Origin of the sequence: Rhodococcus sp. IEGM 1306 (assembly GCF_036541985.1) — a bacterium.
In the GTDB taxonomy this organism is placed as follows: domain Bacteria; phylum Actinomycetota; class Actinomycetes; order Mycobacteriales; family Mycobacteriaceae; genus Rhodococcus_F; species Rhodococcus_F qingshengii.
This window is the reverse complement of the sequence record NZ_JAZHFF010000011.1, coordinates 114388-128032: the sequence shown is the minus strand read 5'-3', so window position 1 is coordinate 128032 and position 13645 is coordinate 114388. Positions and strand designations below refer to the sequence as shown.

At 61.5% G+C, this 13645-nt stretch carries 15 protein-coding genes; 8 read left to right on the top strand and 7 right to left on the bottom strand.

The window, feature by feature from the left end:
- Nucleotides 1-44: 44 nt before the first annotated feature.
- Nucleotides 45-272: an RNA-binding S4 domain-containing protein gene (locus tag V3587_RS25830; protein ID WP_003943569.1), complete on the top strand. Its 228-nt coding sequence runs from the start codon at nucleotides 45-47 to the stop codon at nucleotides 270-272.
- Nucleotides 273-287: 15 nt separating this feature from the next.
- On the opposite strand, the gene rraA is transcribed toward V3587_RS25830, so the two are convergent.
- Together rraA and V3587_RS25820 are read right to left on the bottom strand one after the other, a co-directional pair.
- Entirely contained in the window at nucleotides 288-764 is a 477-nt protein-coding gene (gene rraA / locus V3587_RS25825) for a ribonuclease E activity regulator RraA (RefSeq protein ID WP_003943552.1), read from the bottom strand.
- Nucleotides 765-794: 30 nt separating this feature from the next.
- A complete protein-coding gene (locus tag V3587_RS25820) occupies nucleotides 795-1418 on the bottom strand; it encodes a TetR/AcrR family transcriptional regulator (RefSeq protein ID WP_042453334.1) in 624 nt (207 codons plus the stop codon).
- Between the two features lie 124 nt (nucleotides 1419-1542).
- Here V3587_RS25820 and V3587_RS25815 point away from each other — a divergent pair, with 124 nt between their 5' ends.
- From V3587_RS25815 to V3587_RS25805, 3 genes are read left to right on the top strand one after another with little or no spacing between them, the layout of a single operon-like run.
- Nucleotides 1543-2751 (top strand): phosphotransferase family protein, encoded by a 1209-nt coding sequence (locus V3587_RS25815; protein WP_283377355.1) that lies wholly within the window; start codon nucleotides 1543-1545, stop codon nucleotides 2749-2751.
- The gene (locus V3587_RS25810) at nucleotides 2748-3911 is read left to right on the top strand and encodes a hypothetical protein (protein WP_007735837.1); all 1164 of its coding nucleotides are present in this window, start codon (nucleotides 2748-2750) and stop codon (nucleotides 3909-3911) included. Before V3587_RS25815 ends, V3587_RS25810 begins: the two co-directional genes overlap by 4 nt.
- Nucleotides 3912-3962: 51 nt before the next feature.
- On the top strand, nucleotides 3963-4907 hold the full coding sequence (locus V3587_RS25805) for a tyrosine-protein phosphatase (RefSeq protein WP_283383824.1): 945 nt from the start codon (nucleotides 3963-3965) through the stop codon (nucleotides 4905-4907).
- Between the two features lie 10 nt (nucleotides 4908-4917).
- Here the strand turns inward: V3587_RS25805 and V3587_RS25800 are convergent, their stop codons facing one another.
- Nucleotides 4918-5493 (bottom strand): hypothetical protein, encoded by a 576-nt coding sequence (locus V3587_RS25800; protein WP_202427322.1) that lies wholly within the window; start codon nucleotides 5491-5493, stop codon nucleotides 4918-4920.
- A 150-nt stretch (nucleotides 5494-5643) separates the two neighbouring features.
- Between V3587_RS25800 and V3587_RS25795 the strand changes: the two genes are divergently transcribed.
- On the top strand, nucleotides 5644-6102 hold the full coding sequence (locus V3587_RS25795) for a GNAT family N-acetyltransferase (protein WP_193595747.1): 459 nt from the start codon (nucleotides 5644-5646) through the stop codon (nucleotides 6100-6102).
- A gap of 62 nt (nucleotides 6103-6164) precedes the next feature.
- Here the strand turns inward: V3587_RS25795 and V3587_RS25790 are convergent, their stop codons facing one another.
- Nucleotides 6165-7061, bottom strand: a complete 897-nt coding sequence (locus tag V3587_RS25790; protein WP_003943533.1) for an oxygenase MpaB family protein — start codon at nucleotides 7059-7061, stop codon at nucleotides 6165-6167.
- 171 nt (nucleotides 7062-7232) lie between these two features.
- On the opposite strand from V3587_RS25790, the gene V3587_RS25785 reads away from it, so the two are divergent.
- On the top strand, nucleotides 7233-7691 hold the full coding sequence (locus tag V3587_RS25785) for a hypothetical protein (protein WP_003943607.1): 459 nt from the start codon (nucleotides 7233-7235) through the stop codon (nucleotides 7689-7691).
- Nucleotides 7692-7845: 154 nt separating this feature from the next.
- On the top strand, nucleotides 7846-8229 hold the full coding sequence (locus V3587_RS25780) for a helix-turn-helix domain-containing protein (protein ID WP_058227381.1): 384 nt from the start codon (nucleotides 7846-7848) through the stop codon (nucleotides 8227-8229).
- Here V3587_RS25780 and V3587_RS25775 read toward each other — a convergent pair.
- The 3 genes from V3587_RS25775 to V3587_RS25765 all read right to left on the bottom strand — a co-directional run bounded on the left by V3587_RS25775 (nucleotide 8175) and on the right by V3587_RS25765 (nucleotide 12601).
- Nucleotides 8175-9623 carry a histidine-type phosphatase gene (locus V3587_RS25775; protein WP_283377353.1) on the bottom strand — a complete coding sequence of 483 codons (1449 nt, stop codon included), beginning with the start codon at nucleotides 9621-9623 and terminating at the stop codon, nucleotides 8175-8177. The genes V3587_RS25780 and V3587_RS25775 overlap by 55 nt on opposite strands.
- A gap of 378 nt (nucleotides 9624-10001) precedes the next feature.
- Entirely contained in the window at nucleotides 10002-11651 is a 1650-nt protein-coding gene (locus V3587_RS25770) for a class I adenylate-forming enzyme family protein (protein ID WP_081557165.1), read from the bottom strand.
- Nucleotides 11648-12601 (bottom strand): cyclase family protein, encoded by a 954-nt coding sequence (locus tag V3587_RS25765; RefSeq protein ID WP_007735859.1) that lies wholly within the window; start codon nucleotides 12599-12601, stop codon nucleotides 11648-11650. The genes V3587_RS25770 and V3587_RS25765 overlap by 4 nt, the downstream gene beginning before the upstream one ends.
- A gap of 163 nt (nucleotides 12602-12764) precedes the next feature.
- Here V3587_RS25765 and V3587_RS25760 point away from each other — a divergent pair, with 163 nt between their 5' ends.
- On the top strand, nucleotides 12765-13643 hold the full coding sequence (locus V3587_RS25760; RefSeq protein ID WP_230359344.1) for a TetR family transcriptional regulator: 879 nt from the start codon (nucleotides 12765-12767) through the stop codon (nucleotides 13641-13643).
- Nucleotides 13644-13645 lie beyond the last annotated feature (2 nt).

Sequence of the window (13645 nt, the reverse complement as noted above, 5' to 3'; positions counted from 1 at the left end):
TGGTCTGTCGTGTCCAGTTTTGTGGGAGGAGGAAGATGATTGACATGACCGACAACATTCCAGCAGTACCCATCCGCGACGAAATGATTCGGCTCGGTCAGTTTCTCAAGCTCGCGAACCTCATCGAATCGGGCGCGGAGGCGAAGGAAGTGATCGCCGACGGCATGGTTTCGGTCAACGGTGAGGTCGAAGATCGTCGGGGCCGCCAGCTTCGTGACGGCGATGTCGTCGAGATCGGCGGGATGGCCGCCAAAGTGGAAGCCCCCGCCTGATCCCGCGACTTCTGACTAGCTCTCGCGAACGACGACGCCGTCCTGGTCGCTGTAGACGATCTCGCCGGGGTTGAAGGTGACTCCGCCGATTTCGATCGGCACGTTCTTCTCGCCCGAACCGGTTTGCGTGCTCTTGCGCGGGTTGGTGCCCAAAGCCTTGACGCCGATGTCGAGGGTGCGCAGGATCGCGGAGTCGCGGACGGCTCCGTTGACGATGACGCCGGCCCAGCCGTTGTCGACGCCGCGGCCGGCAATGATGTCGCCGACCAGCGCGGTGTGGATGCTCGCGTCACCGTCGACGACGAGGACTCCGCCGTTGCCGGGTTCGCTGAGGGTCTGCTTCACGAGCAGGTTGTCCTGGAAGCACTTGATGGTGGTGATGGGGCCGGCAAAGACTTCACGTCCACCGAATTGGGTGAACTGCGTGTCGCAGCTACGGATGTCGGGTCCGATCTCGTCGGCAAGGTCAGCGGTCGCTACAGGCTCGGTCATGCCCCACAGGATAGTCGGCGGGGCTCGGGCCTAGTTGTCGTCGGGGAGTATGCCGTTCAGCACTATGTCGGCAAGAGAATCGGCAAACGGTCCCGGGTCCGAGACGTCGCGAACCGACATCGCAAAGATGGCCGCGCCCGCCATGATGTCGAGAAGAGCGTCGGCGTCGACGCCGCTTCGGATGTCGCCGCGCTCTCTCGCCGCCTCGAGTCGACGGTTCAGCTCGACGCGGACTCCAGCCAGTTGCCGCACCACGAGAACGTCGCGTAATTCCGCGTTTGTTCGCACTTCGCTCATCAATCCGGGAGCAGCGGCTCGTGTGGCGGGAGCTGCGAACAGAGCAACCGCGCCGTGCACCAGCGCGCGGATCTGATCCGTGATCGTGCCCTCGGTGCCGAGTTCGGTGTCGATGTCCGCGCCCTGTTCGACGTCGAGTACGGGATAGATCGCGTCGTTGACGATGTGTGCCTTCGACGGCCACCGACGGTAGATGGCTGGACGTCCTACTCCCGCACGCGTGGCTATGGCGTCGATGGACGTGCCCGCGTACCCCTTTTCTTCCAACAGTTGCCTGGTCGCGTCCAGTACTGCGTCGTCGATTGCAGGGTTTCGCTGCGGGCCCAGGCGGTGCTGAGTTTCGGAATCTTTGGACATTTTGGGCAAATCCCTTGCGGTATCGCTGTGATGGCCGTTACATTCTGTCACGGCTTTAGTCGATACAGATTGTATCGACAATCGGCACGTGCGCATCGGCGCCACCGAACCACGAGGAGTGGTGATGAACCTTCGAACCGAAACAGAAAACTCCGGCGAAGATCCCGACTACGCCGAATTTGCCAGGCCCGGCGAATCCCGCAACGACCCGGCGGAGATGCGGCGCAGCCTCGAAGGCTGGCTCGCGACCGTGCTGTGGCGAGGCTCGAAACCTTCCGTGACCTCGGTCGAGGTGCCGGCCGCGAACGGCATGTCCAACGAGACTGTGCTTTTCGATGCGACGTGGATCGAGGACGGGATTCGAGCCGAGCATCGCTTGGTCGCCCGTATCGCCCCGCGGGACAGTGCGGTACCGATCTTTCCGTCTTACAACCTGGACCAGCAGTTTCGGGTCATGAGCGCCGTCGCCGCTCACACGTCGGTGCCGATCCCGCGGGTGTACTGGTCCGAGAGCAACCCGGACGCGCTCGGCGGCGAGTTCTTCGTGATGGAACGGCGTGAGGGCGAAATCCCGCCCGATGTCATGCCGTACACGTTCGGATCCTGGCTCTCGGAAGCTTCGGCCGACGACTGTTCTCGACTCCAGCAGTCATCGGTCCGGGTGCTCGCCGAGCTACACGCTATGGCCGATCCGCACCTCGCACTCCCCGAGTTGTGCCGCGATGGTGCCGAACCGACTGGGGCAGAAGCACTTCGCGCGCACCTCGAGGACCAGCGGCGCTATTACGAGTGGGCAACAGCCGACGGACCAGGATCTCCTTTGATCGAGCGCGGTTTCGACTGGATCGAAGCGAACCTTCCCGTCGATGCCGGTTGCGCAGTGCTCTGCTGGGGTGACTCGCGGATCGGAAATGTCATCTACCGCGACTTCGAGCCGGCGGCGGTCCTCGATTGGGAGATGGCCACACTGGGGCCGCGTGAGCTGGACCTCGGCTGGATGATCTTCCAGCACAGGTTCTTCGAGGATCTCGCTGCCATGGCCGGACTCCCCGGAATGCCGGACTTCCTTCGTCGCGAGGACGTGGCAGATGCCTACGGCTCGCTTTCCGGCCACCAGGTTGCGGATCTAGATTTCTACATCCTTTACGCCGCGTTGCGGCATGCGGTGATCATGTTCCGAGTCCAAAGTCGCGCAGTGGCTTTCGGTCAGGCCGAATTCCCCGACAACCCGGACGAGATGATCCTGCACCACAAGACACTCGAAGCCATGCTCGACGGCACCTACTGGGAGTCGCTCGCAACATCCCCGCTCACAACAGGAGATGCACGATGACACTGTCCCCGCTCGACGACTACCCGGTACATCAGATCGCCGAGACCATCCGCCACGTGGGCACCTCGGATCGAAACTTCTACGACCGCTACTACTTCAACTGCCATGCCGGCGTCGACGGCGACACCGAGCCGCTGTTTCTCATCATCGGTCTCGGTCAGTACCCCAATCTTGGTGTATGCGACGGCTTTGCGGTTCTTCGGCGCGGCGAAGACCATATTGTCTTCCGGGCATCCCGAGCCTTGGGTGACGATCGTATGGACCTGTCAGTAGGCCCGCTGCGAATCGAAATCATCGAGGGCCTGCACCGCCTACGTGTGGTGTTGGACCCGAGTCCCGAAGCGCCGGACCTGAGCTTCGACCTCACCTTCGAGTCCGACGGCCCCGCCAATCTCGAGGCCAGACATTTCCATCGCCAGCTCGAACGAGTCACCTTCGATACTCAACGATTCGTGCAGACCGGAGCATGGTCCGGATCCTTGACCGTCGACGGCGACGCCATCCCGGTTACCCCGGAGACGTGGCGGGGTAATCGCGATCGGTCCTGGGGTGTGCGACCGGTCGGCGAAGCGGAACCGCCTGGACGCAAGGCAGATCCGGCGATAGCCGGCAGTCAGAACTTCTTCTGGATTTACTCGATCATGCAATTCGGCGACTTCACCATCGTCACGATCGTTCAAGAAGATCAGCAGGGACGCCGAATCCTCGAAGATGCGACTCGCGTCTGGGCAGACCGCTCGCGCGAGCCGGAGTGGTTGGGTCGACCGGACCACCAGCTCACCTTCATTTCCGGTACTCGCGAGGTGAAGAGCGGAACTCTGTATTTCCGGCGCCCCGGTGCACCCGGCGAATCCGACCACATCCTGGAGATCACCTGCGAACCGATACTGCCCAACTACATCGGTGTCGGCACGGGCTACGGACTCGAGCAGGATTGGCGCCACGGGATGTGGCAGGGCGAACTGGTGGTTCAAGGCCTGCGGGAAAAGGTTTCGGACATCGAACCGTGGAAGAAGATGCTGTGCCCGGTCGACAACTTGGCTCGGTTCACCCTCGTCGAGGACGGCGTAACCCGCACCGGGACAGGCCTGTTCGAGGTAGCAGTCATCGGACCTCACCAGCGATACGGATTTACCGGCATCGGTGATGTCGCTCCGTAACTCCAGATCACCACACCACAAATCCCAAACTGCAGAGAGAGGCACTGCCACATGTCCACACGCACACGAATGTTGTTCGCTCGCACTGCAAAGGCCGCCGCATTAGTCGTTACAGGTGGTCTGATGTTTGCTGCTCCCGCCACGGCAATCCCGCTCGACCTGGGCTCTCTCAACACAGGCTCGCTTGGAGCGGTCGATCTCGGCTCGCTCGATCCTGTCCTCGCGCCGACACCGAATTTGGCCTCCGTGGCCAACTTTCGCGACGTCGCCGGCAACGACGGTAGGGGATACGCCACCGTCGACGGCTCACACCTCAAGCGCGGCGTCATCTACCGGTCCAATGCGCTGACCGCTACCACCGACGCAGACAAGACGACACTCACCGGCCTCGGACTTGCCGACGCCTATGACCTGCGCGGCGCAACCGAGATCTCCAACCCGTTCATCGGTGGCGCGGACAAACTCCCGGACGGTGTGACGTACACGAACATCCCCGTCGAGTTCAAGGATCTCACCCAGCTCGCGACGACGATCAAGTCGCCGGAGGAGGCCAAGCAGTTCTTGGTCGACACCAACCGCAGTTTTGTCACCGATCCCGTTCGCCGTGCCGGCTTCAAGCAGGTCCTCTCGGACATCGCTGCGAGTGACGGGGTGCAGTTGTTCCATTGCACCTCAGGCAAGGACCGCACGGGTTGGACCGCGATGTTGCTGCAGTCCATCGCCGGTGTCCCCGCCCAGACGATCATGGACGACTATCTGTTGAGCAACACCTACCTTCAGGCGACCAACGAGAAGATCCTTGCGCAGATCTCTCAGGCCCTGAGCCCGCAGGTGGCGACCAATCTCGAGCCGGCCCTCGGTGTCGACGCTTCGTACCTGGAAGCTGGACTCGCGCAGGTAGCCAGCGATTACGGAACCGTCGACGGTTATCTCACCGAAGGTCTCGGACTCACTCCGGATACGATCGCGCTTCTGAAGGCCAAGCTGGTCGGCTAGTTTCTCGCTGCTAAAACGCTTGAACGAACGAGTACCAGTCGCCGTCGAACTCCTGGTATCCGATCTCGCCGTCGCGGCGGGGCTTGCCGAGATATGGTGCGCCGTCAGGTAAGTACGCCAATCCGATCGAATCGATCAGACCGCCCTCGATGTGGAAGCGGCACCCGTTGCCGACGGGCCAGACCTGCAGGACCCGGTAGACGCCAATTGTTCGGTTTTCCAACGACTTCTGGCAATCCGCGGCCACTGCTTCGAGCGAATCTTTCGACAATGCAAACGCAACATGCGAAGGGACGGACAAGGTCACGAGCGCACCGGTGACGAGCACGATCACCGGCGCGATCGTGCTCAAACGCAGAGTTTTGTACTTCATCCAGCCAATCAGGCTGAGTATCAACCACACTCCACCCAATCCGAGTAATACCGAGGCGGCGAGCGCAAAGAATGGAAAGTACACAACCGGCGGCATGAAGGACCACACGATGACGCCGCATGTGAGAGCGACAAGCACTGCGATGACAACTGCCATCACCTTCCACCAGGATGCCGGACCTCCGCGCTTAGTTATCGGATCACCGTCAGTCATCGGACAACCCTTGCACAAGGCAGTAATTGTGGGGTGGCAACGAATGGAATTGTTGCCACTGGTTTACGTCGAGGCCGTCGTGCGTGGATCCGAGAGTTGGTCACTTTCAGCGCCGGCTATCTCTCTGATGCCGGAGGGTATGGTCGGATTGTGAATCAGGATCTGATCATTCGCCGCTACCTACCCTCGGATGAGGATGTGGTCGTCGACCTGTGGTCGCGCGCTGCCCGTGAAGCCCACCCGTTCCTTGCGGGTGAGGGGACGGGCGAACGCGAGCAGAAGATGCGAGAGGTCTATCTGATTCAGGCCGATAATTGGGTGGCTGAGCACAACTCCGAAGTTGTCGGCCTGTTGGGAATGATCGGTTCCGAAATCGGGGGACTGTTCGTCGCGCCGGCGTCACAAGGGTTGGGCGTCGGGCGGGCGTTGGTCGAACACGCCACAACCATGCACGGCGAGGTGACACTTGAGGTCTACACCCTCAACGATCGCGCCCGCAGGTTCTATGCGCTGATGGAGTTCGAAGAAGAGGGGCGTCGACACGACGCCGAGACGAACCATGAATTGATCACCCTGCGTCGTACTGGTCGCGACTCCTCTCTCATCTAGGCATGAGAAACGCGAATCAGCCCGGGTGCCAGGAGTTCCACCACTCCACGATGGGAACCTGCTTACGCTTGGGCCTGCTGGTCTGCCTGCAGGTGCTTGACCGGGCATCCCGTGGGGAAGGTGCCGAGGTCTTCGACCTTGTAACCGTTCGGGTAGCTGCGGATGTTGGGCAGCTCGCGGGCGAATTTCCGCTTCGTACGCACGGGGAAGAACCGCAGCAGGCGCGCGCGGACCTTCAGCGCACCGCGTGAGACGACGCGCATCGCAGTGCTCGGGTGCCTGTAGTGGAAGGCGTCGAGTAGGTGATCGTCCATGAGCGCGAAGGCGAATCCCTTGACCAGAGCCTTCGGTGCCAGGTTGTTGGGCGGGAAGGTGCACATCAGGTCGAGGGTGGAATCAGCGACGGCTCGGGCGCCGGGATCGAATGAAAAGTGTTCGCGCTCATAGTCGTCGAGAAGTTTGACGAAGCCCTCGTAGGTGTCAGGAGTGTCTTTGATGTTCATGTACCGACCCAGGTGGCGGTAATAATTCGTCGACCCGACGATCTCGTTGTCGGTCATCTTCCGCCAGCCGTACTCGTCGAGCCATCTGACCGGCGTGACGACGAAGGTGGCCAGGACATAGAGCATGTCGTCGTTGGAGATGTCGTACGAGCCGTGCATCTGATTCATTCGACGCACGCTCTTGCGGCCTTCGGTGCTGCTGAGGCCGTGCTCGAGGATGGCGTCGAGGATCAGGCTGGTGTCGTCGTAGCGCTTCTGAACCTTGTCGGTGAACTCGCCCGTGGAGAAGAGGAGCTTGCCGATCGAGGGGACAGCGTATGTGCGGAACAGTGCGAAGCTGAGCGCCTGATTGATGTCCCAGGGAAACTCTTGCGCCGCGAGAATGCGCGACATCTCTTCGTAATCGGTTTCGGGATCGAGTTGATCCGTGCGACTGCGGAGGTCGTAGCGCTTCATCTGAACACTCCCTGGGACTGGTCTGCGCGCGGCAGAGATAGGTGTGAGCTGCACCACCGACTGTAGTTCTGACAACACGCGTTGTCTAGGGGGTGTGAATAGTCGTCTTTCCTTCGTTTCGGGCGTTGTACCAGGGGTATCCGGAAAGTGTTGTCGACCCGAGGAGCAGCTATGAGCGTCACACGCACGGCCGGGGTTTTTGCGGCCATCGGACTACCGATTGCCGCGAGCGTCATGTTCGCCGGAGTCGCCTCGGCTGATCCGCCCCACCCTTTCGGCGGCGCCGCCGTCACTATCGGGTGTCCGAATCAGGGGTCGCTGGCCTCGTTGACCGGACTCACCGGCCAGTCCGGGCCAGAATCCAATCCGCCCATCGCCAAGGGTGACATTCGCTTCGATTCGTTCCCGGCCGCTGCACCCATCCCGGCGGCGGGTCAGGTGACTGTTGCGTGGGTCAACACCGACACGGGCAAGTCCGGAATCGTCGACCTGGTCGGTACCTATCCGTACCTGTCCGCGACGGTGAACACCGGCGTCGGCAATGTCGTTGCGACGGCGTTCGGTTCGATCAACTGGGGCAGTAGTCCCATTTGCCAGTCGAATCCGACGATCGGCAGGTTCATAGCCTGATCTTTGAAGCCTCATCGTCACAGCCTGGACGGGCACAGGGTTGGCGGTATCGCGTGATTATCTGTCATCTCGGAGATACCGCCGCGTCCGTCCCATCCCATATTCTGAAACATGTTAGGTGAAAGCATATTTCAGGGATGGAAAAGGTGGCGACGTGAACGGGTCGAGCGCGCGTCAGTTGATGAGCCAGATGCTCGTCGAAAAACGAAACAGTCTTGCGCCCGAAAAGGTCGGCATGCGCTGCGAGGGTGCTCGCCGAATGCACGGCCTCAGTCGGCGCGATGTCGCGCAGATTGCCGACATCAGTTTCAATCACTATCAGCGGCTGGAACAGGGTACGTCCGTTGGTGTTTCGGCTCCGGTTATCGTGAGGATCTGCGACGCCTTGTTGATGGAAGACGACGAGAAGGCGCGCATGCTGGCATTGCACCAGGTATGGGCGCGCCCCCGTCGACCGCTGGCTGGATCCCGAGTTGCCGGATCTCAGGCTGCCGGTGAAATCTCCGGCAGGCAGCGGGCCAGTTCGTCCGGCGTGTAGAAGAAACTCCCGGCGCTCACCGGAGCGCACGGGGCAGCAAATGCTGTCTCGCGCTCGTTGTAGAGCATTCGGACCAGACGCTTACCCTCCGGTCCGGCGTACACGTCCCACTGCACGTTGGCAGCCATCGGGCTGACCTGCGATCCGCGCCAGGGGTTGTTCGCATAGGTGTAGAGGTCGCCCTCCGCCTGCGAGACGGTGCTCCCAGGCAGTTTCAAGAGTGCCGCGAAGGGGATGATCGTTTCTGCGTGTGCAAATCGGAAATCCGCTCCCGGGACGGCGTCGTCGCCGGTATGTTTCTGCAGGCCGCGCAGGAACTCGTCGCGCAGGACAGTTGCCATCCGGTAGGTGACGTCTTCACCGGTGAAGCCCGGGCCCTTGGCGTAGAAGTCCTCGGCATCGTTCGTGTATGCGAGCCACTGCGCGTCAGCAGGTTCGATGAAGCGCTCGAAATTCCACTTGCCTTCTTCGGCCATGCCCGGAGTGATGATGTACGTGTTGTACAGCATGTACGCGGCGTCGACTTCGTTGTCGATCGTGCTGGAACCCTTGCCGCGGTCGACGAGTGAGAACTCGCCCGCGCTCAGGCGGTTGACGAAGTCCTCCGAGTAGAGCCTGAGCATTATGTGCCGCGAGACCTCGCGGGTGCGGAGAAGATCGGCGATCTGGTCGTCGACGGCTTTCAGTCGAGGATCGGACTCTTCGTAGTCCTTGTAGTCGGAGTTTGCATCCGAGTCGTGGAAATAGAGAAGGTCGGCATCCGTGGTCACCGGCGCAACATCGCCGGCGACGGCTGGAAACGCACCGGTCAGCCCTTGCGCGAAGTTCTCGGCGCTGTCCACGGCACGGTCCACACCCGACGAGGTCAAGGTGATGGTGCCCTGCTGCGCTGCGATGGCGTCGAACAGTTGGGGGAGGCGTTCGGTGACCCGCGCGCCGAGCTGTCTGTGTTCGGTGATCCCGAGTCCGCTGAGGTTGCCGTACCCCAGCTTCTTGTTGGCGGCCATGAGATCACGGAGGGCCGGGCCGAATTCCTTGCCGACGGGGGTCAATGCGTTCTCGGCTTCGGCGATTTCCCACAGCTGCAGGCTCAGGTCGTCGTACTTCAGGCTCGACAGTGCTCTGGAACCATGGCGCGCAACACTTTCCGTGTACACGGGGGAGTATCCCGTCGGCGGCGCCTGATAGTCGGCGATGCGCTGGCCGGGAGTGTAGGGCGTCTTGGACGTGAAGCGGCCGTCGCTGACGGTTGGTATCTCTGTCGAACCGGAGCTCGAACCGGCGTCGAGCGAACCGAACGGTGACGCCGTGGCGATGGACTGGACGCTGCTGGTGACAAGCACTAGTCCGACAGCGCCGGCAGCGGCCAGCACGCCGAAGCGTGAGCTTCGCATGGTGAGTTGATCCTCTCCGTCGGTGCCGAGGTGACACGACGGAAGGAAAGTTAGAACAGCTAAGCGTCCGAATTGCTCCTATTTGCCCATGTGGAGATGGACGCGGGGTTACAAGTTTCGGATTCGCGGAGCTCAGGAGGGTTTGGCGGCAATCCCGATCGACACGGAGAGCGACAAAGCGATGAGGGTCATGGCCAGCCACTGGTAGCTCTTGGGCGTGGGCTGCTTCTTACGTCCGAACTTGCTCACTGATGTCTCCCGTTTGTCCGTGGGTACTCAGCACATATTACTGTTCCATTACCCCAATGGCGCGGTCGACCGGAAACTGTGCGCGATCAGACAGCAGGCGGACCGCGAAGTCCGCCCGCTGCCCCGCGATCAGGAGATCGTGCGCAGTTCCCGTCGCAGTATCTTGCCGGTGACGGTCTTGGGCAGTTCCTCCACCAGCACCACGGAGCGTGGGTACTTGTACGCCGCCATCCGCTGCTTGCAGTGATCGATCAGATCTTCCGGGGTGACGGACGCCCCCGCGACGAGGCTGACAAACGCCTTCACCGTCTCACCGCGGTATTCGTCGGCGATCCCGACGACTGCCGCCTCACGGACTGCGGGGTGCTCGGCAAGAACGTCCTCGACCTCGCGTGGCCACACCTTGTAGCCGGACGCGATGATCATGTCCTTCTTACGGTCGACGACGTAGAACCAGCCGGCTTCGTCCATGAACCCCACGTCGCCGGTGTGGAACCACCCGTCGCGAATGGCCGACGCACTCTCCTCCGGCTTGTTCCAGTAACCGCGCACCACCTGTGGACCTCGGACGACCAGTTCGCCGATCTCTCCGATCGGCAGGACCGCACCGCCCTCGTCTTCGATGCGGACCACGGTGTTGGGTACGGGAACGCCGACAGACAGTGCTCCGGATGTGGGGTCGACCGGCGTATCCGCACCAACGGGAACGGCATGGGTCGGCGACGTGGTCTCGGTCAGCCCGTAGATGTTGTGCAGCGCAGCACCGGTCATGGCGCGGACGGCCTCGGCGGCAGTCGGCGAGATGGGTGCGCCGCCGGAATACAGCAACCGCATGGAGGAGAAGTCTTCCGGCGCGCAACCCGGAGTGTTGAGCAGTGCCGTAAAAGCAGTGATGGCGCCGACTGTGAATGTCGGTTGGTGCTCACGAATCGCGTCGAGCATCACCTCGGGCTGGAAGCGATAGGCAAGCACCAGCGGCATTCTCGCCAGGACGGACACCGCGATGTGACCGATCAACCCCGTGATGTGGAAGAGCGGTGCAACTCCGAGAACCGTGTCTTTCGGGGTGAGCCCCAACCAGTCCCGGTACACCTGGGCGTTGAAGGTCATGTTCGCGTGAGAGGTCATCGCTCCCTTCGGCGGACCTGTGGTTCCCGACGTATAGGTCAGTACCGCAATGTCTTCCGGTGCAGCGTCGGTAGTGATCGGATCGCCGAGACGATGCTGGTCGATCAGCGTCGCGAGATCGTCGGTACCGAGGTCCTTCTTCACGATTCCGTCGAAAATCCTCGGATCGTTGCGGCTTTGGTACTCGAGTTCCGAGGTGGTGATGACTCGCCTGACCGGCGAGTCGGAGACGACGTTGCGGCCGACGGACTCGTAGAGCCCCTCGAGAGCGATCAGAACCGCTGCTCCGGAATCTTCGAGTTGGTATCCCAGTTCTCGTTCACGGCTCATCGGATTGATCGAGACTGCGACGCCGCCGGCTTTCCAGATTCCGGCGAGGGCGAGCACGAATTGCGGAACGTTCTGCAGGAAGAGTGCGACACGGTCTCCCTTCGCCAGACCACCTGCTCGTAGTGCGCGGGCCAGGGCGTCACTCTGCTGATCCACTTCAGCGAAACTGAGTTGACCGTCGAAGTACTTCACAGCCGTGGCGTCCGGATCAGAGCGGACCGCCGCTGCCAACATTTCGAGCATTGTGGGCTGTTCGACGTCGATGTCGGGGGGAACGTCGTTGCGGTACAACGCCAACCAAGGGCGATCTTCGTATGTCATTTGATGGCAACCGGATTCACGGGAGAGCCGCTGGCCTTGGCAACCTTGAGTGGTGCGGCGACGTACAGGAACGTGTACTGGCCGTCGGCCGCGCAGTCCGCGGCCAACTTCTCCAGATCGCAGATCTCGGTGAATACCACTCCGAGGTTGCGCATCAATGCGTTGTGGAGAACCAGTGCCACACCGTTTTCGGGGTCGGTGGTGACCTCGTTGGCAATGGTGTCAGTGACAAGGTTGGGGATCTCCATGTCCTGGAACCACTGCACGAGTTCGGGGCTGTAGATCAGGCCGGGCTCGCAGAAGCCCTCGTAGAAGGCTTCGCCCTGGTCGAAGAACAGCTTGAGGAAGTTGGTGCGGATGACGAGAATGTCACGCTTCTCGATGGTGACGCCCTGCGCTTCGGCACAGGCCAAAAGATCATGGTGCGTGAAGGTTTCGGCCTTGTCGAGGTTTTCCTTGCCGCGGAACTTCGCCATGTCGAGAAGTACTGCGCGTCCGACGACGCCGCGGTCGGCAATCGGTTCGACGCTGGCCTTCTCCAGGCCGCCGACAGTGGTATCAGCGGAGTATCCGTTCCACAGGGCGCCGTCGTACCAGACGTGGCCGAGTGCGTCGTACTGCGTCGAGCCCTGCAGGAACGCGTCGATCTTGTCGTCCGCGTAATGCAGGCCGCCGGGGAAGTTGGGTGCGTCGTCGCCGTCCCAGCTGCTCTCGTCGAAGATCTGTGTGCGCTCGGCGGGGCTGCGTCCCGGCCAGACCGGATCACCCTTGGGGTCGCCGATGAGCCGTTGAAGCGTGAACACGGAACCCTGCTTGATGGTTCCGACGCCACGAAGCACCTGTCCGGCGTCGAGGTAGTTCAGTGAACCGACCTCGTCGGACTCTCCCCACTTGCCCCAGTTGCTGGGTGCGTCGCGCAGGAGTTCTCCAAGATATGGCGCCTCGGTCATGGTGATTCGATCCTCTCGCTACCGACACCGAACGATCGCTCGGGCGGACCTGGGTCTTTGTGATCCACATCATGTTCAGGCCGATAATCAGTAGTCAACAGGTTCACCGATTGCCGTGGTCATCGCATTGTTGGAAATCCAATGTTCGGGAATACTGAACACTGTGACCGAATTCGAGAATGCCGTCCTGATCGGAGCGTCGATCCGGCAAGCGCGGCGTCACAGCGGGCTCTCGCTGCGTGAATTGGCCAGGCGTCTCGATGTCAGCCCGGCTACCCTCAGCGCTGTCGAGACCGGAAAGACCAGAGTCAGCGTCGACCGGTTGGCGGCAATCGGCGGGATTCTCGGAGTGCGTTTCGACGCTCTGCTCCCGGCTGCGATAGTGCGTCCGCCGGAACAGCCGCGATGGGGAGGCGACGACGCCGACCAGGACGCACATTCTCGGCCGAACGAGTGGCGAAGGTTCGGCCCGAGTCCGTTCGATCCGGTGTTGGCGGCCGCGCTCGCGGAGATGGTGAAGACCGGATATCACGGCGCTGCGATGCGTGAGATCGCCAAACGTGCGCAGATGAGTGTTCCAGGTCTGTACCACCACTATTCCAGCAAGCAGCAGATGTTGGCCGAAATTCTCGACCTCACCATGGATGAACTCAACACGAGATCGTTGGCGGCAATCGACGAGGGCGAAAGTCCCTCCGAAAGGCTGGCTTTCCTCGTCGAATGTGTGACCTTGTTCCATATCTATCGGCGTGATCAAGGATTTCTCGGTGCCAGCGAAATGCGCAGTCTCACAGCCGAGAACAGGTTGCGCATCACGGAATCACGCAACTACCAGCAATGGTTGATGACGAAGCAGGTCGACGACGGAATCGCTGCCGGTGTGTTCGGGACGGATCGGCCGCGACAGGCCGCGCGTGCAATAGTCGTGATGTGTGTCTCTGTCGCGCAATGGTATCGGCCGAGCGGACCACAAACGCCCGAGGAAATTGCACGCGACTACGCGCGTTTTGCACTGGATCTGGTGCGCCTTCAGCGACCGTGACG

Coding starts and splice junctions, on each gene's coding strand:
- V3587_RS25830 (WP_003943569.1), top strand. CDS start 45: ATGACCGACAACATTCCAGCAGTACCCATCCGCGACGAAATGATTCGG.
- rraA (WP_003943552.1), bottom strand. CDS start 764: ATGACCGAGCCTGTAGCGACCGCTGACCTTGCCGACGAGATCGGACCC.
- V3587_RS25820 (WP_042453334.1), bottom strand. CDS start 1,418: ATGTCCAAAGATTCCGAAACTCAGCACCGCCTGGGCCCGCAGCGAAAC.
- V3587_RS25815 (WP_283377355.1), top strand. CDS start 1,543: ATGAACCTTCGAACCGAAACAGAAAACTCCGGCGAAGATCCCGACTAC.
- V3587_RS25810 (WP_007735837.1), top strand. CDS start 2,748: ATGACACTGTCCCCGCTCGACGACTACCCGGTACATCAGATCGCCGAG.
- V3587_RS25805 (WP_283383824.1), top strand. CDS start 3,963: ATGTCCACACGCACACGAATGTTGTTCGCTCGCACTGCAAAGGCCGCC.
- V3587_RS25800 (WP_202427322.1), bottom strand. CDS start 5,493: ATGACTGACGGTGATCCGATAACTAAGCGCGGAGGTCCGGCATCCTGG.
- V3587_RS25790 (WP_003943533.1), bottom strand. CDS start 7,061: ATGAAGCGCTACGACCTCCGCAGTCGCACGGATCAACTCGATCCCGAA.
- V3587_RS25785 (WP_003943607.1), top strand. CDS start 7,233: ATGAGCGTCACACGCACGGCCGGGGTTTTTGCGGCCATCGGACTACCG.
- V3587_RS25775 (WP_283377353.1), bottom strand. CDS start 9,623: ATGCGAAGCTCACGCTTCGGCGTGCTGGCCGCTGCCGGCGCTGTCGGA.
- V3587_RS25770 (WP_081557165.1), bottom strand. CDS start 11,651: ATGACATACGAAGATCGCCCTTGGTTGGCGTTGTACCGCAACGACGTT.
- V3587_RS25765 (WP_007735859.1), bottom strand. CDS start 12,601: ATGACCGAGGCGCCATATCTTGGAGAACTCCTGCGCGACGCACCCAGC.